This is a genomic window from Sulfurisphaera ohwakuensis (assembly GCF_009729055.1).
GTDB lineage: Archaea > Thermoproteota > Thermoprotei_A > Sulfolobales > Sulfolobaceae > Sulfurisphaera > Sulfurisphaera ohwakuensis.
The window spans coordinates 40,164-62,462 of the sequence record NZ_CP045484.1 but is presented as its reverse complement, the minus strand read 5'-3'; the positions used below and the strand labels follow the sequence as shown (position 1 = coordinate 62,462).

The 22,299-nt window shown below is 31.8% G+C and carries 31 protein-coding genes and 3 tRNA genes; 18 read left to right on the top strand and 16 right to left on the bottom strand.

All coding sequences use genetic code 11. From position 1 onward, the window contains the following. Positions 1-3: 3 nt before the first annotated feature. From D1869_RS00380 to D1869_RS00365, 4 genes are all read right to left on the bottom strand, one after another. A tRNA-Lys gene (locus D1869_RS00380) sits at positions 4-104 on the bottom strand. Positions 105-145: 41 nt separating this feature from the next. Next, the gene (locus D1869_RS00375) at positions 146-373 is read right to left on the bottom strand and encodes a hypothetical protein (protein WP_052846199.1); all 228 of its coding nucleotides are present in this window, start codon (positions 371-373) and stop codon (positions 146-148) included. Further along, on the bottom strand, positions 354-1,274 hold the full coding sequence (locus tag D1869_RS00370) for an NAD-dependent epimerase/dehydratase family protein (RefSeq protein ID WP_156013435.1): 921 nt from the start codon (positions 1,272-1,274) through the stop codon (positions 354-356). Before D1869_RS00370 ends, D1869_RS00375 begins: the two co-directional genes overlap by 20 nt. 18 nt (positions 1,275-1,292) lie before the next feature. Next, positions 1,293-2,360: a glycosyltransferase family 4 protein gene (locus D1869_RS00365; protein WP_156013434.1), complete on the bottom strand. Its 1,068-nt coding sequence runs from the start codon at positions 2,358-2,360 to the stop codon at positions 1,293-1,295. A gap of 17 nt (positions 2,361-2,377) precedes the next feature. On the opposite strand from D1869_RS00365, the gene D1869_RS00360 reads away from it, so the two are divergent. The 3 genes from D1869_RS00360 (at position 2,378) to D1869_RS00350 (ending at position 4,665) form a co-directional block, all read left to right on the top strand. Then, positions 2,378-3,262: a glycosyltransferase family 2 protein gene (locus D1869_RS00360; RefSeq protein WP_156013432.1), complete on the top strand. Its 885-nt coding sequence runs from the start codon at positions 2,378-2,380 to the stop codon at positions 3,260-3,262. A gap of 279 nt (positions 3,263-3,541) precedes the next feature. Then, positions 3,542-3,640 (top strand) — tRNA-Lys (locus D1869_RS00355). A gap of 260 nt (positions 3,641-3,900) precedes the next feature. Beyond that, positions 3,901-4,665 carry a sulfite exporter TauE/SafE family protein gene (locus D1869_RS00350; protein WP_184650965.1) on the top strand — a complete coding sequence of 255 codons (765 nt, stop codon included), beginning with the start codon at positions 3,901-3,903 and terminating at the stop codon, positions 4,663-4,665. 275 nt (positions 4,666-4,940) lie between these two features. Here the strand turns inward: D1869_RS00350 and D1869_RS00345 are convergent, their stop codons facing one another. Genes D1869_RS00345 through D1869_RS00335 form a run of 3 tightly spaced genes read right to left on the bottom strand, consistent with a single transcriptional unit; the run spans position 4,941 to position 7,992 of the window. Beyond that, complete coding sequence (locus D1869_RS00345; protein WP_156013428.1) at positions 4,941-5,576, bottom strand: protein-L-isoaspartate O-methyltransferase family protein; 636 nt, start codon at positions 5,574-5,576, stop codon at positions 4,941-4,943. Beyond that, the gene (locus D1869_RS00340; protein ID WP_156013426.1) at positions 5,558-7,291 is read right to left on the bottom strand and encodes an ATP-binding protein; all 1,734 of its coding nucleotides are present in this window, start codon (positions 7,289-7,291) and stop codon (positions 5,558-5,560) included. Before D1869_RS00340 ends, D1869_RS00345 begins: the two co-directional genes overlap by 19 nt. Positions 7,292-7,293: 2 nt before the next feature. Then, positions 7,294-7,992, bottom strand: a complete 699-nt coding sequence (locus D1869_RS00335) for a DNA double-strand break repair nuclease NurA (RefSeq protein ID WP_156013424.1) — start codon at positions 7,990-7,992, stop codon at positions 7,294-7,296. On the opposite strand from D1869_RS00335, the gene D1869_RS00330 reads away from it, so the two are divergent. The 8 genes from D1869_RS00330 (at position 7,967) to D1869_RS00305 (ending at position 12,555) form a co-directional block, all read left to right on the top strand. Beyond that, positions 7,967-8,887 (top strand): thiamine-phosphate synthase family protein, encoded by a 921-nt coding sequence (locus tag D1869_RS00330; RefSeq protein ID WP_156013422.1) that lies wholly within the window; start codon positions 7,967-7,969, stop codon positions 8,885-8,887. The genes D1869_RS00335 and D1869_RS00330 overlap by 26 nt on opposite strands. Positions 8,888-8,954: 67 nt before the next feature. Then, a complete protein-coding gene (locus tag D1869_RS15075) occupies positions 8,955-9,119 on the top strand; it encodes a hypothetical protein (RefSeq protein WP_184650966.1) in 165 nt (54 codons plus the stop codon). 11 nt (positions 9,120-9,130) lie between these two features. Then, the gene (locus D1869_RS00325; RefSeq protein ID WP_156013420.1) at positions 9,131-9,730 is read left to right on the top strand and encodes a hypothetical protein; all 600 of its coding nucleotides are present in this window, start codon (positions 9,131-9,133) and stop codon (positions 9,728-9,730) included. 19 nt (positions 9,731-9,749) lie between these two features. After that, positions 9,750-10,382: a zinc metalloprotease gene (locus tag D1869_RS00320; RefSeq protein WP_156013418.1), complete on the top strand. Its 633-nt coding sequence runs from the start codon at positions 9,750-9,752 to the stop codon at positions 10,380-10,382. Further along, positions 10,379-10,933, top strand: coding sequence for a rhomboid family intramembrane serine protease (locus tag D1869_RS00315; RefSeq protein ID WP_231113664.1), 555 nt, complete (start codon positions 10,379-10,381; stop codon positions 10,931-10,933). Before D1869_RS00320 ends, D1869_RS00315 begins: the two co-directional genes overlap by 4 nt. After that, positions 10,930-11,091 (top strand): hypothetical protein, encoded by a 162-nt coding sequence (locus D1869_RS15070; protein WP_184650967.1) that lies wholly within the window; start codon positions 10,930-10,932, stop codon positions 11,089-11,091. Before D1869_RS00315 ends, D1869_RS15070 begins: the two co-directional genes overlap by 4 nt. An 11-nt stretch (positions 11,092-11,102) precedes the next feature. Beyond that, positions 11,103-11,669, top strand: coding sequence for an adenylate kinase family protein (locus D1869_RS00310; protein ID WP_156013414.1), 567 nt, complete (start codon positions 11,103-11,105; stop codon positions 11,667-11,669). Beyond that, the gene (locus D1869_RS00305; protein WP_052846190.1) at positions 11,662-12,555 is read left to right on the top strand and encodes an Mrp/NBP35 family ATP-binding protein; all 894 of its coding nucleotides are present in this window, start codon (positions 11,662-11,664) and stop codon (positions 12,553-12,555) included. Before D1869_RS00310 ends, D1869_RS00305 begins: the two co-directional genes overlap by 8 nt. Here the strand turns inward: D1869_RS00305 and D1869_RS00300 are convergent. Next, positions 12,542-12,760 (bottom strand): hypothetical protein, encoded by a 219-nt coding sequence (locus tag D1869_RS00300; RefSeq protein ID WP_156013412.1) that lies wholly within the window; start codon positions 12,758-12,760, stop codon positions 12,542-12,544. The genes D1869_RS00305 and D1869_RS00300 overlap by 14 nt on opposite strands. A 107-nt stretch (positions 12,761-12,867) precedes the next feature. Here D1869_RS00300 and D1869_RS00295 point away from each other — a divergent pair, with 107 nt between their 5' ends. Then, a complete protein-coding gene (locus tag D1869_RS00295; RefSeq protein ID WP_010978112.1) occupies positions 12,868-13,218 on the top strand; it encodes a helix-turn-helix domain-containing protein in 351 nt (116 codons plus the stop codon). On the opposite strand, the gene D1869_RS00290 is transcribed toward D1869_RS00295, so the two are convergent. Further along, positions 13,189-13,908, bottom strand: coding sequence for a 5-formyltetrahydrofolate cyclo-ligase (locus D1869_RS00290; protein WP_156013410.1), 720 nt, complete (start codon positions 13,906-13,908; stop codon positions 13,189-13,191). The genes D1869_RS00295 and D1869_RS00290 overlap by 30 nt on opposite strands. Then, positions 13,892-14,458, bottom strand: a complete 567-nt coding sequence (locus tag D1869_RS00285; protein WP_156013408.1) for a LysE family translocator — start codon at positions 14,456-14,458, stop codon at positions 13,892-13,894. The genes D1869_RS00290 and D1869_RS00285 overlap by 17 nt, the downstream gene beginning before the upstream one ends. Positions 14,459-14,820: 362 nt before the next feature. Between D1869_RS00285 and cbp1 the strand changes: the two genes are divergently transcribed. Further along, the gene (cbp1, locus tag D1869_RS00280) at positions 14,821-15,264 is read left to right on the top strand and encodes a CRISPR DNA repeat-binding protein Cbp1 (RefSeq protein WP_156013406.1); all 444 of its coding nucleotides are present in this window, start codon (positions 14,821-14,823) and stop codon (positions 15,262-15,264) included. Here the strand turns inward: cbp1 and D1869_RS00275 are convergent. Next, positions 15,233-16,378 (bottom strand): tryptophan--tRNA ligase, encoded by a 1,146-nt coding sequence (locus tag D1869_RS00275; RefSeq protein ID WP_010978108.1) that lies wholly within the window; start codon positions 16,376-16,378, stop codon positions 15,233-15,235. The genes cbp1 and D1869_RS00275 overlap by 32 nt on opposite strands. A gap of 46 nt (positions 16,379-16,424) precedes the next feature. Then, complete coding sequence (cdvB1/B2, locus tag D1869_RS00270) at positions 16,425-17,048, bottom strand: cell division protein CdvB1/B2 (RefSeq protein ID WP_156015867.1); 624 nt, start codon at positions 17,046-17,048, stop codon at positions 16,425-16,427. A 91-nt stretch (positions 17,049-17,139) separates the two neighbouring features. Here cdvB1/B2 and D1869_RS00265 point away from each other — a divergent pair, with 91 nt between their 5' ends. Both D1869_RS00265 and alaXM read left to right on the top strand, forming a co-directional pair. Continuing rightward, entirely contained in the window at positions 17,140-17,397 is a 258-nt protein-coding gene (locus D1869_RS00265; protein WP_052846186.1) for a hypothetical protein, read from the top strand. Between the two features lie 15 nt (positions 17,398-17,412). Beyond that, on the top strand, positions 17,413-18,114 hold the full coding sequence (gene alaXM, locus D1869_RS00260) for an alanyl-tRNA editing protein AlaXM (protein ID WP_156013404.1): 702 nt from the start codon (positions 17,413-17,415) through the stop codon (positions 18,112-18,114). A 5-nt stretch (positions 18,115-18,119) separates the two neighbouring features. On the opposite strand, the gene D1869_RS00255 is transcribed toward alaXM, so the two are convergent. From D1869_RS00255 to D1869_RS00245, 3 genes are read right to left on the bottom strand one after another with little or no spacing between them, the layout of a single operon-like run. Beyond that, positions 18,120-18,554, bottom strand: coding sequence for a GtrA family protein (locus D1869_RS00255; RefSeq protein WP_156013402.1), 435 nt, complete (start codon positions 18,552-18,554; stop codon positions 18,120-18,122). A 23-nt stretch (positions 18,555-18,577) separates the two neighbouring features. Next, a complete protein-coding gene (locus D1869_RS00250; RefSeq protein WP_156013400.1) occupies positions 18,578-19,549 on the bottom strand; it encodes an aminotransferase class I/II-fold pyridoxal phosphate-dependent enzyme in 972 nt (323 codons plus the stop codon). After that, positions 19,546-20,124 carry a helix-turn-helix domain-containing protein gene (locus D1869_RS00245; RefSeq protein WP_184650968.1) on the bottom strand — a complete coding sequence of 193 codons (579 nt, stop codon included), beginning with the start codon at positions 20,122-20,124 and terminating at the stop codon, positions 19,546-19,548. Before D1869_RS00245 ends, D1869_RS00250 begins: the two co-directional genes overlap by 4 nt. A 62-nt stretch (positions 20,125-20,186) precedes the next feature. On the opposite strand from D1869_RS00245, the gene zfx1 reads away from it, so the two are divergent. The 3 genes from zfx1 (at position 20,187) to D1869_RS00230 (ending at position 22,036) form a co-directional block, all read left to right on the top strand. Continuing rightward, the gene (gene zfx1 / locus D1869_RS00240; RefSeq protein WP_156013398.1) at positions 20,187-20,501 is read left to right on the top strand and encodes a zinc-containing ferredoxin Zfx1; all 315 of its coding nucleotides are present in this window, start codon (positions 20,187-20,189) and stop codon (positions 20,499-20,501) included. A 65-nt stretch (positions 20,502-20,566) separates the two neighbouring features. After that, positions 20,567-20,657 (top strand) — tRNA-Glu (locus tag D1869_RS00235). A gap of 53 nt (positions 20,658-20,710) precedes the next feature. Continuing rightward, on the top strand, positions 20,711-22,036 hold the full coding sequence (locus D1869_RS00230) for a tyrosine-type recombinase/integrase (RefSeq protein WP_338056339.1): 1,326 nt from the start codon (positions 20,711-20,713) through the stop codon (positions 22,034-22,036). Here the strand turns inward: D1869_RS00230 and D1869_RS00225 are convergent. Beyond that, positions 22,016-22,297: a hypothetical protein gene (locus D1869_RS00225; RefSeq protein ID WP_156013396.1), complete on the bottom strand. Its 282-nt coding sequence runs from the start codon at positions 22,295-22,297 to the stop codon at positions 22,016-22,018. The two genes, D1869_RS00230 and D1869_RS00225, sit on opposite strands and share 21 nt — an antisense overlap. Between the last annotated feature and the right edge of the window lie 2 nt (positions 22,298-22,299).

Below are 22,299 nucleotides of genomic sequence, written 5' to 3'. Positions count from 1 at the left end.
ACGCGGGCCCGCCGGGATTTGAACCCGGGACCTACGGGTATCTCCTCTACCCTGTATATATTACGTTAAGAGCCCGCCGCTCTACCTGGCTGAGCTACGGGCCCACAAAAATCAATATAATGTCTGGTATTTAAATTAAACGCTATTATCTCCTTTCTCCAGTACTAAGCATAACATATCCAACATACCCTAAATAACCAAAAACGCCTAAGATAATTAAAAAATTAATAACTTTTATGAAGTAATCAGACAGTCTAAAATTACCGAGTTTTATCTGTAATCCAAGAAATAATATTTCAAATGATAATATTATTATAGTTATAGAGAGAAGAAGCAAACCTAAGCCTAGCAGCCTAATTTTTATGTAATTCATTTAATAAATCCCTCACAGCAAGTCTAACAGCGTCTCTAGAAGTATATTTAGGCTTCCAACCAATTTCTTTTATCTTTTTTATGTCAAGTAACATAAATCTAACATCACCCACCCATCCTCTTCCTTCTCCAGAATCAACGTATATATGCTTGGGGGACACACCCATTTCCTCTTCCACGATCTTAGCAATTTCATCAACAGTAATCCAATCTTCGTTACCAAGATTATATACTGAATACGAACCAGTATTTTCCTCTGCTAATAAGACTAATCCTTCTATTGTATCTGTAATATAGATATAACTTTTTTTCTGTTTTCCATTTCCTAAAATTTCTAGCTTATTACTATCTTTTAAGAGTTTATTTACGAAATCATAAATTACTCCATGAGATATTCTACCTCCAGTTACGTTAGCTAAACGAACCGAAACTGCTCTTATACTATAAACCCTAGAATAATATTCTACCATTTCTTCTCCTAATAATTTAAAAAGACCATAGTTAGAAATTGGCTTTAATTCAGAATCTTCTGGTGTAGGAATAACTTTTGCCTCTCCATATACAGTAGAGGAAGAGGCAAAGATAAATTTTTTAACATCATATTTTCTCGCTATTTCTAATGTATTAAGAGTAACCTTTACATCCCTTTCAAAATGTTCTTGCACGTGAATCATTGAAGTCCTTACATCTGGATTGGCAGCTAAATGAAAAAGAATTGAATCTTTTGGTATTTCTATGTCAGCATTAGATCTCAAATCTATCTTTTTATAAATAGCTTTATTATTCATATATTTTCCATAAGAAAAATCATCAATTACAACGACATCTTCTCCTCTTTCTACTAAATAATCTGTTAAATGCCCACCTATATAACCAGCACCACCAGTTATCACGTAAACCATGGGAAATAATAAAATACTCTACATTAAATATTTACTTATAACGTCGTAAATTTTTTCCTTGAAGTTATTTTTATCAAACATTATAGCTTTTTCATGCATTTCTTTTCTTAAATTATTCGAATATTTTTCAATGATTTCTTTACCTATCCTAACAGCATCCTCTAAGTTGTCATAAGAGAATTGAGGAACTATTTCACTACCACCGCTCTCCTTAGGGACAATGGGAACAACACCAGATGCCATAGCCTCTATGATGGGTATTCCAAAATGTTCACCAATAGTTGGGTGGAAATATAATTTAGCTTTAGAAAGTATTTTTAAAACCTCTTCTCTTGGTAAATTAGGTAAAAACTTAATATCAGCATTTAGTCTATCTCTTAATCTCACAAGTTCTTTATAATACCTTTTGTCATTCAAAGAGCCAATTACGATTCCCTTAATTCCGCTAAGATGCGAAAATTTTATTGCATTCTCTATCATTTTTCCTCTTTCAAACCTAGCAATAGTAACAAACACACTTTCCCTATCCTCATTTTCAAAAGCTTTTGAGTAAAACTCAACATCGACCGGAGGATAAATTACTTGAGGCTGAGGTATTTCAAAGACTTTAGCTATTGCTCTAGCAGAGTAAAGAGAGTTGGCAATTATTGTGGCTTTCTTAGCTTCATCCTTTATTCTGCTGATAATTATCCTAAAAGGTAAAAGATAAAGTCTCCAAAAAAATGATCTTGTATATTTACTAGGTACAGAGGATATAGCAGGTGCTCCTGCGTAAATAATGTGAGGGGCAATATTAGACAATGGAATCAAAATACCAGAAGCATTAAAAAACAACTTAGGTTTTACTTTCTTAGCAGTAAAATAAACAAGAAGCCTTTGGTATTTATCAAACTTCGGTAAATGAAAAGGCAAAGAGTAAATAGAATTTAGTGAAGTGTCATACGGTTTAGAAAAGCTTACTGCTACAAAATTTATATTTTTTTCCTTTAGTAATTCAAAGACGTTTTTATAAACATATCCCTCACCACTGTAACCTCTACTCATTCCCAGACCATGTGCAATTACGGCTACCTTTATTTCTTCCATTTATATTCAATTACTTAATGGAAATTATTATACCAGTCGGTCCTAGTGATAAACTAGAATGGGTAAAACAATCTGTAAGCTCTGCTTTATCTCAAAAAGTTAATAGAGTTGTAATTTATGATAATAGTGAGAGAAAAGATATAGAGGAATATTTCTTATCACTTCGATCTGAAATTACTTATGTTAAGGATAAAAGAATGAAAAAAGTTAATATGGCTAAATTAAGAAATAAAATGCTAGAATTAACATCTGAAAAACATGTAATATTTCTTGATAGTGACGTAGTTTTACCTAGTAATTTTAGTAAGAAGATTGAAGAAAAACTATTAGAAGGAGTTGCATTTACATGGATGCATTATGCCTACTCAAGCGAAGAAATTGAAAAGCCTATTAATAAAGGAGAGCACAATCCTAATCTGGGATGTGCTGGAATTAATACTGAATATATAAAAATGATAGGAGGATTCGACGAAAAATATGAAAGAGATGAAGACGTTTGGCTTTATGCAAAACTAAAAAAATTAGGATATAGAGTAGAACCTGTTAATGGAAGATGTTTACATTTAAATAAAGTTCACGCTAGAACTGATTTTAAATCTTCGATAAAAGAAGCAAGAAGAAATTTATGGAGAAGTAAATATGATTTAATGTTGTTATTTGATGGACTAACAGATATTACGTTTTTGACTGGTTATACATATTATGGCAGTTACTATATACTAGCTATTTTGTCTGCATTTTTTCCATTAATCTCCGCTCTTTATATACCTTTGATAGGTTATGGTGTTTACTATTATGGAGGATTTAAAAAATATCTACTGAATTTAATACCAGGTTTAGCACTAGCTATATCGTTTCCTTACGGGTTGTTTTATAATTTAAAACTGAGAAACATATCATAAAGCGTTTCACCTTAAATCTTAACATAGAATAACTATGATTAATAATATAGGTTATTTTATCTATTGTAGATTAAACTGTCTTAAAACGAATACTATTTTTAAATTTAGTATTAGAGCTGTAAATATCATAATATATTTGATGTTAATCTTATAGTGAGATCTAAACTTAACCTTAGTAAACATTTTTAAACAGTCATTTAAGTGATAACAAAAATAGATTCTGTAAATGTTTTCGCCTTAAGCTAACTTTAAATATTTCTTACAATACTTCATTTTTGTGGGCCCGTAGCTCAGCCAGGTAGAGCGGCGGGCTTTTAACCGCGTAACGGGTTGCGGGAAGCAACCCGTAGGTCCCGGGTTCAAATCCCGGCGGGCCCGCGTATTATTTTTGAAATGAATACATATCTTTGTTTTACTTTAAATAAAGAATATTTTCCAATATTTTAAATTTTCTCTGTTTTAATGGAGGCTTTTATAAGTATTTCGAGTGTTTACTGAATGTAACGTTAATCAATGGTGAAAATGTTACTTATAGAGAAATTTTCATTTTAAGATCTGTAAGTCTTAAAACAGAAGGAAGAGTAATAACTTAATCTATATTAGAAACTCTTTAAATGTTTTTTATCTCGTGGTTACTTATGATCCCAATTTATTTTCTTATTCTTATTGGAATTTCAGTAGGAATTCTAACTGGGATTACTGGGTCTAGTGGCGTTCTTATAGTAGTTCCAGCTCTCTCTTACTTAGGTCTTTCTTATTATGACTCAATTGGTTCGAGTCTACTTGTAGACGTGATCACTACACTTTCAGTTATCTTTGTCTACTTTAAAAACGGAAATGTTGATTATAGAGTTTCTTTACTCTTAGGTTTAGGCGCAGTAGTAGGTGCACAATTAGGTTCGCGAATAGCATTTGCAGTACCAGAAAAGGGTTTAGAAGCATCATTTACAATATTCACGTCATACATGGCATATATGTCATTTAAAAGATCTAGAAATCCAATGCTTAATATAAAGAGGATTGAGATCGGGAAAACGAAGTTCTTAATAGCTATAATTTTAGCGATGATTATAGGCATTGTAACTGGAACTTTAGGGGCAAGTGGCGGTATAATGTTTATTGCTGTTATGATGCTTTTATTTTCAATTGATATCAAAAGAATGATTGGTACAGCCACTTTAGCTATGTTATTTTCAGCAATTAGCGGAACTACAGCATATATAAGTGCTGGAAGAATCGATATAATAGCTGGGATAATAATTGGTATAACTGCTTTGATATCGGGTTATTATTTTGCAAAGATAGCAAATAAGATGCATCCAGCTCATATTTACATGTTTTTAGGCAGTGTGTTTGTAGCTACATCAATTAGTGAGCTTTTCAAAGTTCTCGGTGTATTTTAGCTCTTATAACCTATTAATATGAATAAAAAGGATTTTAAATTTAAGTTTCATCTTTTAGGGTCGAGGGATTAGGAAAATTTATTTTTTCATGCTTGTTATCAGGTTATTTTAAGAGAGTGTTTACCCATGGCGGAATTAAAAGTGAGTAAAAATAAGGATAAGTTACGCCATGGGTACTTATATAAACATGATCATAATAAAAGTCGTATTGAGAAATGATTAAAAGGAATTAAAAGTTACGTAAAGTTGTTACAGTCTTAAGCTAATATTCTTTTTTAATTTAACCAATAACCACAAATACCTCTTAATGGAGAAAAGATAACATCAAAATATCTAATCATTGTTGGTGATTTTCCTTTCACGATTTTGTATAATCCTTGTCTATCCTTTTTATCTGTTATTGGAACTATAATTATTCCTTGATCTTTAATTTGATTGTAAATTAGACAAGGAAATGTTGGCGATGCAGCCCAAATTATAGCTTTATCATACGGTTTTGCTTCTTCATAACCAATACTTCCATCTCCAAAAATAAGGTTAACATTGTATTCCTTGAGATTTTGTTTTGCTATGTTAAACATCTCTTCATCATACTCGACTGTATAAACATTTTTTCCTCCAACAATCTCAGCAATTAATGCTGTATAATAACCAATTCCAGTACCTATTTCTAACACCTTATCTTCCTTTTTTAGCTCAAGTAAATCAAGCATTTTCAATCCAAGGCTTAAGGCAGTAGTTGTATAGTTTTTAGTTATTTGTAATGGTTCATCTATATGTTTAATTGAATACGCTCTGTCTTTTAATTTATCTGGAAGAAATTTCCTTCTATCTACTTTCGTAAATGCCCTTATTAGCTCTTCGCTTGTTATTAGAGTCCTTATATAATTAATTATTTCTTTTTCAGCCATTCTTTAAGCTCATTTATGTTATTTTCAGCTTTAAATATAACTGGTATATCTTCTTTGAGCGCAGCCTTAAAACTCACTATCATCCATTGTCCTACATCGAATTCTAAAGTTTTTTCAACTAAGGAGTCTGATACTCCAAACGTTTCCGCAATTAACTGTCTATCATATGGTCTTGGTAATGTACTTACAAAGTAAGTATGAATCTGCTGTAATACATTAGTATTTAAATATGCTAATCTTTGCGTACTAATTAAACCATGTAGGTAATACTTTCTTCCATGCCTAAGCAGTTTCTCAACTGCTAGTGAAGATGCTTCACTATTATCCTTTTGTTTTGTATCAAATGGTATAAACTCTTGAGCTTCATCAAGAACAAACAGAAGTGTTGGGGATGATGAATAGGATCTCTTTCTCCTCATAAATATCTGATCTATAAGTAGTGATACTATCATTCTAGCGTCGTCCATATTTGGCGACTCAACTATAAATAATCTAGCCGATTCTGATGAATTATCGAGAGCTTCTATTGCTAACGCCTCTATGTCATATTCTTCACTTGTTACTTGTTCTTGGTTTATATAGCTCTTTATTGCAGAAATAAAGGTAAATATCGCAGAATTCTCTCTTAGGTTAGCCTCTCTAGCCTTAAGTTCAACTTCAGTTAATATCTCATTTATGCTATCATCAACTATATCGTCCTTAGTCATTTTTTTCTCCCTCATTAATTTATCTATTTGTTGAAGTAACATGAGAAAGAACGGTTTTTGTGCTGTTGCTACATATTTATCTTCGACTTGAGATCTAACCATTTCTATTAAATATCCATAGGTTAGACACGTTATACCTTGCGGAGGAATGTAAAGTTTTCTTAATTTGTTTTGCGTATAGAGAGTTTCAAAAGCTTTCCTAATCTCTTCTTTAAACTCAGAAAGTTCTTCTGGAATAACGTGAGTTCTAACTAATCTCCTTCCGGCGTCAATCTCATTGTTTGGTAATCTATCTAGAGTTATTAATCTAGAGTTAAGTTTGACTAGTTGATCAAGAAGAAGGACTGCGTATTCCATTGAAACATCTATTATTATTACTTTTAATTCTGGTATTGATTCTAAGGCTTTTCTAACTAATAAAGCAGTTAAATTAGATTTTCCAGAACCAGTATAGGCAAATACTCCTATGTGATACTTTATAGCTTTCCTTAAACTTATCTTTAGATCTATGTTTTCATTTACAACTTTTCCTATATTTTCTCCGTCTTCATAAAAAATGAAGTTCTCATAGGCTTTTGGCGTAAATAGCTTTATCTTTGAACCTAGCAGTGGTGGTATATATCCCTTTGTAAATTTTATATTATTTTCATTAATTTCCATTATGTACCCTACTGGAGATGCATAAGTTTCTATCCAAGATTCGTTAGAATTCCAACTTTCCTCAACTCTTCTCATTATTTCATCTCTTAATTCTTTTGGTATTGTACCGTCAAGATTGATCATTGCATAGTGTAATGGGAGATAATCTACTACTTCTAGAACAAGATATTTATTTTCTTTAATAGTTTCTACAGCTAGTAATTTTCCAGTATCTATCTCAATATTTCTATTAAAAGGGAACTCAATTATAAACGTTCTGAAAGATATCGAACCTCTACCGTCAGCCGTAGGCCTAGTAAATACTTTTATTTCTCTAAGTCTACCATCAGTATCAATAAACAAGGACATTTTTACTTCCTCCTATTTCTTTCTATTAAGCTTCTAAATTGCCTATATCTTTGAGGAAATTTTGATGCGAATAAATCTAATGTTTTAACCATTTTGTCTCTATAAAATTTAGCTACCTTATCAGCTAGAAATAGTGGATAATTATATCCAAGAGCCTCTGGAATAGGTTCACTACCCAAAAAGTAAAGAATATGCAGAATCTCACTCCAATCTATGTTTAATGTTGTCTCAACTAGAAATATCCAACTAAACGGGAAAAGTTTAAAGTATGCCCCCCTTATTTTCCCCTTTTCATAAACTGGTAATAACCAAGGAGTCTCTCCATTTATACTAATTCTTTCAAACGGATCTTTAACTATTGCTATTAAGTTATCTTCCTCGAAATCATCCATACTAATTTTCCTATCTAGAAAGATTATGTCTGAGGAGGCATTTCTAGCTTTTTCATATTCCATCTCTCTCATTTCATCCTCTACTTTACAATTTTCGCAAATTTTCTCCTCATAGTCAATTTTTAACGTTAAGATTTTATTTTGCTTAACTTCTCCTTCAACTTTACTAACTACAATATAAGCTAAGTTTCCTCCAATGTACTGTATCTCATGAAAACTCCCGTCTATTGCAGAAAATGAGAAATTCCATTCACCATATTTACCTTTAATCAAATTAATAATTGTGGTAAAAACTCCATTAGAGCTCATTACGGATAATCTCCTACCAACAATTAAAGTATTGATAGCTAAAAAACTTAGAGAACTTGGTATGAGCCAAAATAGAATAGCAATTTTATTAGGTGTTACTCAGCCAGCAGTAAAGCAATACTTAGATGAAGATGAGAATTTCCAATATAAAAAATTAAGAGAATTAGGATTAAAAGATGAAGAAATAGAAGATATAATACAAGATTTAGTAAATATATTGAATAAAAATGATACTAAGAGTGCAATGTATTATATAACTGATATAGGATTAAGATATTTATCAGAACTAAAATTTTGCAAATTTCATAAAGAAAATGATAAGTATATTCCTCAAGATTGTGATATTTGCAGATACATTTATAGGCAAAATGAGGAAGAAAGAATGGAAATAGCTTTGAGCATGCTACAAAATGAGTTTGTGACTCCGTTAATACCAGAGGTTTTAAGTAACTTAGCTTTTGCAAGAAAGAATCCAAAAGGAATAAATGATATATTAGCAGTTGAAGGCAGAATTACAAAAGTTAAGGGAATACCAACTCCAGCTTCAAATCCATCTTGGGGCTCTAGTAAACATCTTGCTACAATACTTCTTAAGATTATGCAGAAAGATCCCAGTATAAGATCAATTATGAACATAAAATATGACAAAAAGATTGATGAAGCATTACATCTTCTAAATTTTAGGATAGTTTACGTTGGACCAAGCGATGAGACTGATGATGAAAGTATCTCTAACTTAATATATTCTGCCTTTTATAGTGGTATGGATTGTGTAGTTCATCTTGGAGGAAAAGGATTAGAGCCTATAACTTACGTTTTAGGTAAGGATCCAGTAGAAGTAGTTAAGAAAGTTATAGAAATCGGTAAAAAATACAGAGAGTTAACCGAAAATTAATTGGGAGAAAGTAATATTAAATCTGTTTTGCAAATTATTTAATTACCTCTTATTCCGATTTATTCTTATGTCTCAGTTAGAAGAAGCAATAAAAAGATTAGAGGAAGTAGAGGAGATTATAAAGAATATTGAAATAAATGACGAAGATAAAGAATACGTAGAAAAAATTCTGCTAAAGAACATGAATATAGAGGCTGAAATATATACAAAGTATTTAAGGAGAAATAAATAATATTTATTTTTGTGAGATACGAAGCTTATGTAGATATTTTTGCTGGGGATAGTAGGCTCTTAAGTAGCAGTGGTGACTTAGTAGGGTTAACTAAAGAGTTAAGAGAGATTCTAGAGCAGAACGGAATAAATATGAATATATTTTCTGATTTTATAATAGATTATATAAAAGAAAATAACTCTATGTTAACGATTCATGTAAGCGGAAAACCTTATTCATTTACTTGTCCAAATACTGGAATTTTCCTTGAATTATGGATTACCGATGCTGAAAAATCGACTCAACACTTTCTTGCGATAGTAAATTATTCTGGTAATATTCAAATTTCAATTTCAAAACCAGAGCTATTTGATAGAGTAATTTTTGATATTATGCGTAAGAGCGTGGATTATTTAAACTGTTTAAGAGTACAAATGCCTTTTCTATATAAATTTATTATATTCGAAATATTTAGTTCATTTAGAAAAATTTCTAAGATTAAGTTTGAGGGTATAATAGATAAAAATTTCATTGTAACTGATTATAAAGATAGGGGTATAATTTGGGAGATTGATTCTACTACGGTAGATTATACAAGTTCAATTTCGAAAAAAATTTTATCTACTTATTAGTAATTCAAGTAGTGATAATTTGAGCTACATTGATTACTTAGAATGGAGATTCAGAAACCTTAATGAAGGTTTATCTTTTCTCTTAGCTATTTTATCTTTAGCTGTAGCGTTTGTAGGACCACATTATTTAAGATACGGAGTTATAGTAGGTGTATTAATACCTATAATAACTGCTACAACTGCAATAATTCCCCATGAGATTGCACACAGGCAATCTGCAAGGAATTACGGATGTGCTTCAAGATTTACATTAAGCTTTAAAGGTTTTCTCGCTACGTTATTAATAAACTTAATAAGTGGACTTACGGGTTTTGGGTTTTTAGTATTCGTTTCTGGTTATACTGGGATATTTTGTAGATTTGGTTTAATGACAAAAGACGTTGAAGGTAAAACAGCTTTTGCTGGTCCATTAACCAATTTAGTTATCGCAATATTATCCCTCTTGTCTCTCTTATTTATACCAATTTCGAACATTTATCTATTGTACCTGCTAGCAGAAATATTCACATTCAATAGTTACGTTGCATTCTTCAATTTAATACCTCTTCCTCCATTAGACGGACAAAAAGTTCTAAGATGGAATTCAGCAATATGGGGTATTGCATTAATATTTGCACTTATATTAACCTTTGTACCTTATTATGTATTATGAAATCTACAGTGGTATTGACTATTTTAATAACTATTGGATATATAATAGGCCAAATTTTATCTTTAGAAAGATCATCATTGATTTATTATTTAATACAAATAAATTATCTAGTCCTTCATGGTTTTTATTGGCAGATACTTACATCTATTTTCGTAACACCTAACTTTTTCGATTGGGCATTTAATACTATCGCAATGTACTTTATTTACTGGCTTTATAAAGGAGAGGCGGGAAAGTTAGAATATATAATTTTCCTTATCGCTGGAATAGTAGGAAATATTCTCTCACTTTATCTTTATCCTCCATTTGTTGCATCAGCTGGTGCTTCAGGAGGAATTTTCGGTTTGTTTGCTTACTATACTGTTACTGATTATCTTAAAGATAGACAATTAAATCAAATCTCTATAATTCTTCTTGTTTCGGTATTTATCTTGAGTGATACTTTACCATTTTTTGACGTCGATATCTGGGCTCATACTGGAGGAATTCTAACTGGAATATTACTATCACTACTATTTTTTAAAATAAATAAAACAAGAGGAACAGTGTGAACATAGTAGAAGAAGTGCTTCTAATCATAGGATTACTAATGTTTCCCTATGGAATTTATGAAATATGGAAGGGGAGTGGGGATAAGCAAACGAAAATCATAGTTATTGGCATTTCAGCAATATTGTATATAGTAGAGACTATTTTAGCATTAAAGTAGACTTTATACTTATGATAATAATTATTACTGGGACACCAGGGAGTGGTAAGAGTACTATTGTAGACCTATTATCTAAAAAACTGGGTTTTGAAAAGCTTCATGTTTCATCATTTTTAATTCAAAATAAGGCTTTTTCTGAATATGATGAATTAAGGCAGAGCTATGTTATTGATGAGGAAAAAGCATTTCAGTTAATAGATTCTTTTATTAAGAATAGGAATGTTGTAATTGAGACTATATATCCTTCATTAATCTCTCATGCAGATAAAGTAATAGTATTAAGAAAAGACCCAAGAGTACTTTATGTGGAATTAAAAAGAAGAGGGTGGGGAGAGTTAAAAATTGCAGAAAACGTCATGGCTGAAATTTTAGGAGTGATAAGTGGTGAAGCTAAAGAGTATTTTGGTAATATTTGTGAAATTAATGTAACTAATAAAAAACCAGAAGAGGTTGTGGAACAAATTCTCTCAAATAATTGCGATATTGTAGACTGGTTAAATATAGAGGAAATTCAAGATCTATTAATTTCATTAGATAAGGTTATTAGCTCGTATGAAGATAGTATAAGTGATGAGTAGTAATCCTTTCAGAATATCATCCCCACAACCACAAAAACAACCAAGAGATTTAAGAAAAGTTAATCAACAAGTTCAAGCAGCTGATTTGAAAATACAGATGAAGATGAAAACAGTTAAATATAAGATAGCCGTGCTAAGCGGAAAGGGTGGAGTAGGTAAGTCATTTGTCTCCTCTAATCTAGCAATGGCATTAGCTGCTGCAGGAAGAAGTGTTGGTATCGTTGATGTAGACTTTCATGGTCCTTCTGTACCTAAAATGCTAGGAGTTAGAGGTCAATATTTAACAGCAGATGATAAAGGTGGAATAAACCCAGTTATAGGTCCTTTCGGTATAAAAGTTGTTTCAATTGATTTCCTATTACCCAGAGATGATACTCCAGTAGTTTGGAGAGGAGCAATTAAACATACTGCAATTAAACAATTCTTAGGAGATGTAAATTGGGGTGAATTAGAGTATTTAATCATTGATATGCCTCCGGGCACTGGTGATGAGGCTTTATCAGTAGCACAATTAGTTCCTAATTTAACTGGAATGATAATAGTCACTATACCTTCAGAAGTATCAACTTTAGCCGTAAAGAAGTCAATTAATTTTGCAAAAACGATAAACGCCAAAATATTAGGAGTAATAGAAAACATGAGTTACTTTTTATGTCCATCAGATAATAAACCATATTATATTTTCGGAGAAGGAAAAGGAAAGCAAATGGCTGAAGAAATGGGAGTACCTTTATTAGGACAAATTCCATTAGACCCAATTGTTGCTCAAGCTAATGACCTAGGAGAACCATTCTTCTTAAAATATCCAGATAATCCAGCTTCAAAAGAGTTTATGAGGATCGCTGAACAAGTTATACATATAGTGGAAAACTCTAATCAGCAGTGACATAAAATAAAAACTTCTTTCTCTCGTAGCTAGTCTCTTTCTTTACTTTTCCTTCTCTTACAAGTTCAGCTAATGCTTCTCTAAATTTTATCATATCAAACTCATAACCTTTTTCTATCAGAATATCTCTTATCTCAGTAGATGTTTTTGGTCCCTCTTTACTCAGTAAATCTATAATAACTTTTTTTAATTCATCCTTATTCATGTTTAGTATAATACAATACGTATAAAGTATAAAAAAGTTATTAGTCAGAATAGTGGTTAAATTTAAAAAATAGTTTATTTAATATTAAAGATGATAGGTGGTAAAAAATGAGTATTGAAATTACTGAAAAAAGCGTAATTTTTAAGAGATTCCTTGCTGTAGCTTATGGACTCTCAGAGGCAGAAATAGAAGCTTTTCTTAAAATCATGGAAAGCAAAGAAGGTAAGAATGTTGATACAATTTCTAGTGAATTAGGAATTAGTAAAAGCAGAGCGAGTTTAATTCTTAAAAAACTTTCAGATGCTGGCTTAATTGAGAAAGAAAAAAGTGGAAATAACAAAGGAGGAAGGCCGAAATTCATGTATTACGTTAACAAGGATGAAATAAGAACTAAATTAGAGAAAAAAGCTAATGAATTATGTGATCAATTAAAGCAACTTATATCCTCTCTGGGTTAAAAACTTCTTCAAAAATGGAGTTTCTTCAATTTTCTCTTTAGTTAAGTATTCAAGATAAATACCTTTTGGTTTCTCTCTTTTTCTCTTTGTGTAAATAACTCTTGTAGGTGTGGCTATAATATCAATAGGTACATCATAAGGTTCTGTTGGAATAAAATCTACAATTTGTATATCATGTACAGTAGTAGCTATAGGAGTATTTTCATTAACCTTACCTAATTCCCTTAATATTGCAAATTCCAGTTCACTATACCCTTCCCCTTTGCCTATTCTATCTCCATACATGGTTACGGCCACAGAACCTGCAACTATAAAATCAACTCTTGAAATTGAGTTTAAATCAACTACTTCACCAAACCTTGAGAAACCGCTTATCTTTGAAGCCTCTTTATAATCCTTTATTTTATTAGGATCAAGTAAATAAAACTCTCCTTTTAGTCTAGGAGTAGGTACGATAAGAATTTTCCCACTCCTTAACACTAGTTCTCTAACGGGTCTTTGAGGAGAATCCGGATTAACTTTTACTATTTTTGCCTCTTTAAACTCCCTAGTTTCTGTTAATCTTTTTGCTGCTTCCTCTGCTCCTTTAAAATTAGGAATCCTACCGTATACTGGTCTTGGAAAAGAAGCAATGTTAGTATCTTCAAGGAGTTTCCAAATCTTTTCCCTAATTTCAGATTTTGAGAGCATAAATACCCTGATATAAAATATATATTCCAAAGGCTAAAAGTACTATGAACGAGAAAATCTTAACACCTATAACATACTTCTCTCCAATTTTATTAATAATCATTGGGAAAGAGAATATCCAAATAACAATTCCAGTGAAAAAACCTGGAGCTATGAAAACAGAAAATTGTTGAAGCATTGAAATTCCAAAAGTGAGCCACCAACTAATCTGGTATGGATTAACTATAGCCGTGGTTAATCCCTTAACATAACTTCCCTTTATAGTAGCCTTAAATCCTTTTATTTTAAGTACCCCATAAGCTAAATAAAGCATATATGCTCCTCCTATAAAATAGAAGAATATGAGAGCTGAAGAAGGAATAATACTCTTAAAAAAGTAAGTTAGCCAGAAGAATATGAAATCAGCAGTCATTGCGCCAGCTCCTACTGCAGTTCCGTGTAATGAAGACCTTATAGACTCATGAGCCATCATTGCATTTATAGGTCCTGGAGGTGCAGCAATAGATAAACCCATGACTATGCCTAGGCCAAAAGCATAAAAAATATTCATTGCATATTTAAGTCAATTATTGATTTTTTAAGTCTTAAGGTATTATCAAGAGAGTATATGCTGTTAAATATTAAATAAACTTTATTATTGCAGCCTTTATTATTTTCAAGACTTTTTAATTATACTTCTCGATGGAATAATTAACTTTAGTTTTTATAAATATTATGTAACTTATGTATTTCTTTTATTGTGAACTTAACTTTTCACTTTTTCTCAATTTATAATTTCTTCATTAATTATGAATAAAAATTGAATGCATCTTTAACCTTAAGGTATTTATTTTAAGTAAACCTATGAATTCCTATCTTTATCATAACTGAATATGGAAAAAAGTTTATTTTTAGGTTTTTAGCTTTAAAAAAGTGATGGAAAGAGAAGTTATAGAAAAAATCAAAAATCTGTATAATAGTGGTTATACAATAAGAGAAATAGCTAAAGAGATGAATATGAGTTATGGAAAAGTAAGGAATATTCTCATTAAAGAAGGAGTAAAAATGAGGAATAAAGTACCTAAAGAGTTAATAGAAAGAGTAGTGGAATTAGCTAAGCAAGGTTATAGTGCTAGAAGAATAAGTAAAGAGTTAAATATGAATGAATCCACAGTACTTAGAATTTTAAAGGAACATAATTTAGGAAAGAGAATAAAAAAGATGAGCAAAGAAGAGATAAACCAAATTATTAGTATGTATAAAGAGGGTAAATCTATATACGAAATTGCTAAAAAGTTGAATAGATCAACTAACCTAATCGTATACTACTTAAAGAAATACGGTATTATTCGTGAATCTTCCTCCACATCTCTCTAGCGAGTTCTCCGTCATATTTGAAAACATTCACTAATTTCTTAGCTTCTTCTCTTTTCTGCCTATGTTCTTCCAAGAAATCATTTAATTTTTCTATTAATATCTGTTTTAGTTCACCAGTTAAAAGTGCACCAGATCTATAATCTTCTTCTATTTTCTTTATCTTATTATCATCAGGCTCAAAGAACATATACAGCCACTGAAATGACACATCTATATCTGGATTACCACCATATTTTCTATGCAATTCAATTGTGGGTTGACCTCCAGAAAATGCATATTTCATTATTTTCCTTTCAACAGTCTTAGGATCATCAGTAAGATAAATTGCTGTCTCAGGCTGAGATGAGCTCATTTTTCCTTCCGGTCCAGTTAATGGAGGAAGGAATTTACTATGAATCTGTGCTGCCTTATAATAACCTAAACTCTCAGCAATATCTCTTTGCAATCTCCAATAAGGATCCTGGTCAATACCAGCTGGTATTAGACATCTCCTCTTCTCAAACATTGTAGGGGCTATTTGTAATGCCGGATACCAAATTATTCCTATATTTGAAGAAGTATCTAAACCAAACGTAGCCCTAACTTCAGAGAATGTCAATTTTTTAGCAATTTTTATTGCAATAGGGTACATATTTCTAATATACTCTGTATCTTGAAATATGAAAGTTTTATCTGGGTTAAATCCAACAGCTATTATATCTAAAATATTATCATAAGCCCATTGTCTAGTCTGATCCAAAGTATATTCTGGATTCCTCATGAATTTTTCATCGTCTGTTATCTCTATATATAGATTAACATTAAATTTGTCTTGTAACCATTTAGTAAAGATAAAAGGAATTAAATGACCTATATGCATACCTAATGAAGGGGCTCTTCCGGTATATAGGAAAAATCCTTTACCATCTTGATAATCTTTTAAAACTAAATCTAAATCCCTATGAGAAAAGAAAACATCTCTTCTTAACATAACGTGGAGTTCATCATTAATAATACTCTTAATCTTTTCCTTTAATTCTGAAGTAATTTTTTGAGTTCCAAATTGAACAATTAGCTTATCATAATCTACTTTTCCTTTTACTTCCCAAGGGGTAACATTAAAATCTTGAGCCATAATATAAAAAAGAAAAATGAGAAATTTAAAAATGTGGTAAGAAAGTTCATGATTTTTGTGAAGAAGCCAATCCACCAGCTGGTAGCTCTGGGAATTGTTCCTTCATCTTCTGTTCTGCAATCATTGATGCCTCTTCTAATATCTTTCTTGCCTCTGGAGATGAAGTTACTCCTACACCACCTACACCACTGAATTCGCCAGCTTCAATTACTACTTCTTGTAAACTATCACCTAATTCGCCTAGCTCAATTGACAGCTCTGGCATTACTCCCTTTAATGCAGCCTTTAACTCGCTAATAACCCCCATTACTGGTATTAGATTTACGTAAATATCTCCTAATTCACCAACAGTCTCTAATCTTAATTCAACTTGTTCTAGTGCAATTTGAGTTGTTATTAACTGCTTCGTTATTTTTCTAATTTCTGCAACTTCATTAGCATACATCGCTGCCCTTGTATGATCCTTACTCATTTGAGCCTCTACTACTCTCTCGAATAGTGTTCTGTCTCTTTCTTGCATTTTAGCAATGTAAGAGTCTAATCTACTTATCATTGATCTAATTTTATACTGAGCTTGAATTAACCTATATTTTAATGGTTCTTTGCTTTTTGGTATTTTTACTTTTTCGTTTCCAGCCCAAATCTTTTGGAAGTCTTCTTTTCCTAACATGGGCAATTTATATCTTGGTATGATAAACTTATAAAGGGGTTTTACACATAATATAGGTTTAAAAGTGAGGGAAAGGAAATAAGTATATAGTATGCCCACCATTACTGAAGATCCAGATGTTGATATACTCATGAATGGTAATCTTTTAAAAGTATTAATTGATCTCAGAGGGAGGAATCTAAAATCTGAAAATTTGATAGTTAAAGCCGATAAACAAGGGGTTTACATTTTTGACAAGGAAAGTAATAACGTAATAAAAGTAATAAAGTTGCCAACGTTCGTAGATCCAACTTCAGTCTCATTTTCAGAAAAATTTGGAACCTATATAATTACGCTTAAAAAAACGTAAGTAGTAATTTAAGTTATGGTAGAGAAACTTTACCTAACAGATTGTTATATAAAGGAATTTAAGGCAAAAATCACAAAAATTGATGGAAATCTTGTATTCTTAGACAAAACGGCATTTTATCCTGGAGGAGGAGGTGTAGAAAATGATAAGGGTTACTTTATCTTTAACGGAAATAAAATAGAAGTTAATAACGTAAAAGAAATAGACGGAGAAATAGCACATGAGGCTACCTCGGTACCATTTAAGGAAGGAGATGAAATCACTGGAGTAATAGATTGGGAAAGAAGATATAGAATGATGAGATTACATACAGCTTCCCATATAATCGCTGCAATAGCATATTCAAAGTATAATTCTAAAATAACTGGTGGAAATATTTCACCAGAATATGCTAAAGATGATTTCGATATTGATGATAAGAATAAACTATTAGAAATAGTAAAGGAAGCCAACGAAATAGCTAAAAAAGGAATACCAGTAAAAATTTACTTCTTGAAGAAGGAAGAAGCACTCAAAATACCCGGAATTGTAAAGTTAGCTGAAAGAATGCCACCAAATATAGACATATGGAGAATTGTGGAAATTGAAGGAATAGATATCCAAGCTGATGGAGGACCTCACGTTTCTAATACTTTAGAAATAGGAGAAATAGTACCTTTAAAAATTGAGAATAGAGGAAAAGGCAAAAAAAGAATATATTACACTATAAAACCCTAAAATATTCAAATCTCCCAGACGTACCTTATACTAAGAATAAACCTCACTCCAAAACCAGCAACTATACCTAGAAAATTGATTATAGCTAAATATAAAGAAGATAGATGCAAGCTTGAAAAGAATAGAAGAAATAACAACTGAGTTAGATTACCAAAATGTATAAACAAAACTACAAGAGCAATCACAATAACATACTGTACTACACCACCAACTAAAGACGAAACATGAAATTTCCATAATCTAGTTATAATTTTGCCCTTTCTTGAATCTTTAAAAGTCCATATGTCGTTAAGGATGAAATTAAATAAAATAGATATTTCGATTGCTAATGCTAATGAGATAGCAATAGGTATAAAAGGTTTAGTAGATAAAAGAATTCCCTCATTAACAATAGTACCTAATCCGCCAACAATAGCATATTTAATAACTTTTTCTAACACAAGTAGATAATAAAAGATAATGATTAATAAAGTTTTTCGCAATCAAGAATCTTATTTATTAAAAATATTAGCTCTTTAAAGTCATTTTTTAAAGAAATTCTGCCGTGAGTTGATCTTAAACCTAAAAAACCGTCTGGCTCTCTAATCTGATAACCATATTTCCTTAGCTTCATATTTAACTCTTTAGTAGGGATAGGAAATTCTGCCAAAAAATACGGGGCTACTGTATCATATATTTTAAATTTAGCTTTCGCACTTTTTAAAACGCTAATAAGCCTTTCAACCTCTCTTTTAGATTTTTCAAAAAAATCCATAACCTCCTTAGGATCTAGATTAACAAAAACATAATACACAATGCTATTTATCCTCCAGGGCGGTGCTTTCTCCTCTAATTTTCTTGAATCTTTTCCAATAGAAAAACCTATTCTTAACCCTGGAATAGATAAGGATTTTGTAAAGGATGAAATTATAAGAAGATTATCAAACTCTTCGGTATATTTAATAGAACTCTTTACTAGACTTATATCTGCAAAAGATTCATCTAGTATTAATTTTCTTCCTAAGGATAGAAAATCAATAATATCCTTCTCTTTAATCATACTCCCAGTAGGATTAACTGGATTACTAGTTATGACACAATCCCCAGAGAGATAATATTCAAAGTAATTCTCTCTCTCTGTTGCAAAATAACTACTTTTCCTCTTATACTCAGAAAAATTTGGTTCTGGAACATCACAAGCATCTAGTAATTTTATTACTTCTGAGGAACCATTAAAAACACCAATTAAATCAATATCAACATTATAAAGTTCTGCTATAAACTCTTTTATTTCTCTATAATCTTCTGGTGGATAAAATGAGTAAATCCTTTTCTTCACCGCTTCATCTATAAGTTCATGTATTCTGGGCAAAGTTCCTAAAGGATTCAAATTAACACTAAAATCATTAATATTCTCTGGTCCATCCTTACTCCACTTTACTCCTCCATGCTTCATAAGCCTCTCTCCTTAAAGTAAGCCTCAATAATATTCTTTTCAGCTCTTCTTAATATCTCAGCCAACGTAGAAGAACTTATGTTTAATTTTTCAGCTAACTGATTTAACGTTATCCTCCTTGGAAAATCAAAATAACCAGCCTCTAAGGCAATTTTTATAATCTGCTCTTGTCTTGCAGTTATTGTAGCATCAGACTTGGCCTTGACAACCTTCAGAACCTTAACATCGATTTTATTATCTACAAATTCTTTCAATAACCTTTTAAGCTCCTGGTAACCATCAACTATAACAGTCCAAATTATAGAATCTGGTACCACATTTCCTTGCATAATAGTATATTTTGAAAGAATAGAAATTATTTTCGAATTAACTTGTAGAGTACCTAAATAACTATTTTTCGAAACTTTTGTAAAAGATGAAAGAAACTTTTCATTATCTTTTCCCTTATACTCGATTAAAACTCTATATGAAGAAGAGTCTGGTCTTATATCCAAAATAGTAACAGAAGTGGTATAGATATCATTTATAGAAATCCAATCTTCAATAGGAGTTTTTAAAGTAACGTGAAGTAACATCCCGAATATATTAGGGGATTAAAATATTTTAAAGCATTGCAATTTAGTAATTGGGGATTTGAATGGGAATCGATCCAAACTATAGAACAAATAGGCAAGTAGTAGGAGAACATAGTGGCCATAAAGTATATGGCCCAGTAGAACCACCAAAAGTCCTCGGAATACATGGGACAATAGTTGGAGTAGACTTCGACTTATGTATTGCAGACGGTTCATGTATAAATGCATGTCCAGTAAATGTATTTCAATGGTTTGATACACCAGGTCATCCAGCTTCAGAAAAGAAAGCAGATCCAGTTAATGAACAAGCTTGTATCTTCTGTATGGCTTGTGTAAACGTATGCCCAGTAGCTGCAATTGATGTAAAACCACCATAAAACCATTTTTCTCCTTTTATTAGTTAATCTTAAATATTACCTACATCTTATTTTTACTACGAGACGCCGCGGTAGTATAGCCCGGTCAAGCACGCTGCGCCGAAAGTATGCGGGCCTTTCGAGCCCGTGACCCGGGTTCAAATCCCGGCCGCGGCACTAATTTTTCCTAAAATTGAAAGAGAGTTATGTTCTCTATAGATATAAGGGATTTGCAACAGCGAAGGATATTTTTGCAACACCCTCACCATTTAATAATAGAATGTGAGATTATGGTAAAGATTGACGTAAATAAACTCGATAGTGAGCAAAAAATCCGAATATTGAAGAAAGCAGTGGAGAAATACGGGTTAAGCTACGTTGCACAGAAGTTAGGAATTGACAGAAGTACTTTATACAGGTATGTTGCAGGCAAAGTAAAGAAAGTTCCAGATGAGATAATAAGCACAACTGCAGAGATGCTCAGTGTTGAAGAACTGAGCGATGCACTTTATGGATTGAAGACTGTAGATGTCGACCCTACCACTGCAATGAGCGTAATAGTGAAAGCACTAAAAGATGAGGGCTTCAGAAACTTCTTCCTAACACTGCTTTACCAGTATATGGGGGACTACTTAAGGACAACTACAAACACGTATATTGTAAGTGAGGAAGATGTAAAGAAATTCGAAACGTTACTAAACAATAAGTCTAAAAGTACTAAGGATATGCGCATGAGATATCTGAAGAGAGTTCTATCTGAACTGAGCTATGAACTGTCGCCTGACGGAATTAGGGAAATATTAATAGAAGCAGATAGCCCTAATATTGCAAGACATATGGCAAACTCATTAAAACTGTTTATAAAGACGGTTGTCAAGGAGAAAAACCCTGGGTTAGCGCACTTACTTTACTCCTCGTTTACAGTACCTAAGGGAAAGTACAAACATAGACCAGAAAACCTTAATATAGAAACTTTAAAGAAAATATTTGACGCGATAGAACACCAGGGGGCTAAGGCTTATTTCTTATTATTATGTGAAACGGGGTTGAGGACAGGGGAAGTTTACAGCATAACTATAGGGCAAATGGACTTAGAGCACAGAGTAATCAAGCTGCTTAAAGAGAATGAAACGAAAAGAGCGTACATTTCCTTTATTCATCCGAAAACTACAGAATATCTGAAGGACGTCTATTTACTCTATAGAGAAGAATTTATAAAAAGATATGAGCCTGCGGTTAGGGGGATAGGACAGGACGTCGAAAAATGGAAGAGCAAGTTGTTCCCATTCCAACTCCAGGATATAAGATATTCGATAAAGCAGGCAATGAAGAAAGTACTAGGCAAAGAGTTCAGACTTTATGATATAAGGAGTTTCTGGGCTTCTTACATGTTGAAGCAAGGAGTAAGCCCTATGATCATTAATTTGCTCCAGGGGAGAGCTCCCCCAGAGCAGTTCAAAATCTTACAGAACCATTACTTCGTAATTTCGGATATAGAATTACAACAGATTTACGATAAATATGCGCCTAGGCTTTTAGATCCTCAAAAAGATTAAGTCTATTTCCTTACCTAAAAGTGACTCCCATAAGTCCTTGTAGGCTAATGGGAGAGTAACGATTAGATTATTACCATGTTTAAATGGGCTCCTCGGACCTAGAGGAATTTCCTTACCGTTTAGTACTGCAATTATATTCCACTTTTTATATTGTATATATTCCGTATAGGACTGAGGGATATAGACGTAATATATATGGCCGTTCTTCTTCCTCATTTTGGAAACAGTCACTTTCGGAATTAACAATTGCTGGATCTCCATCT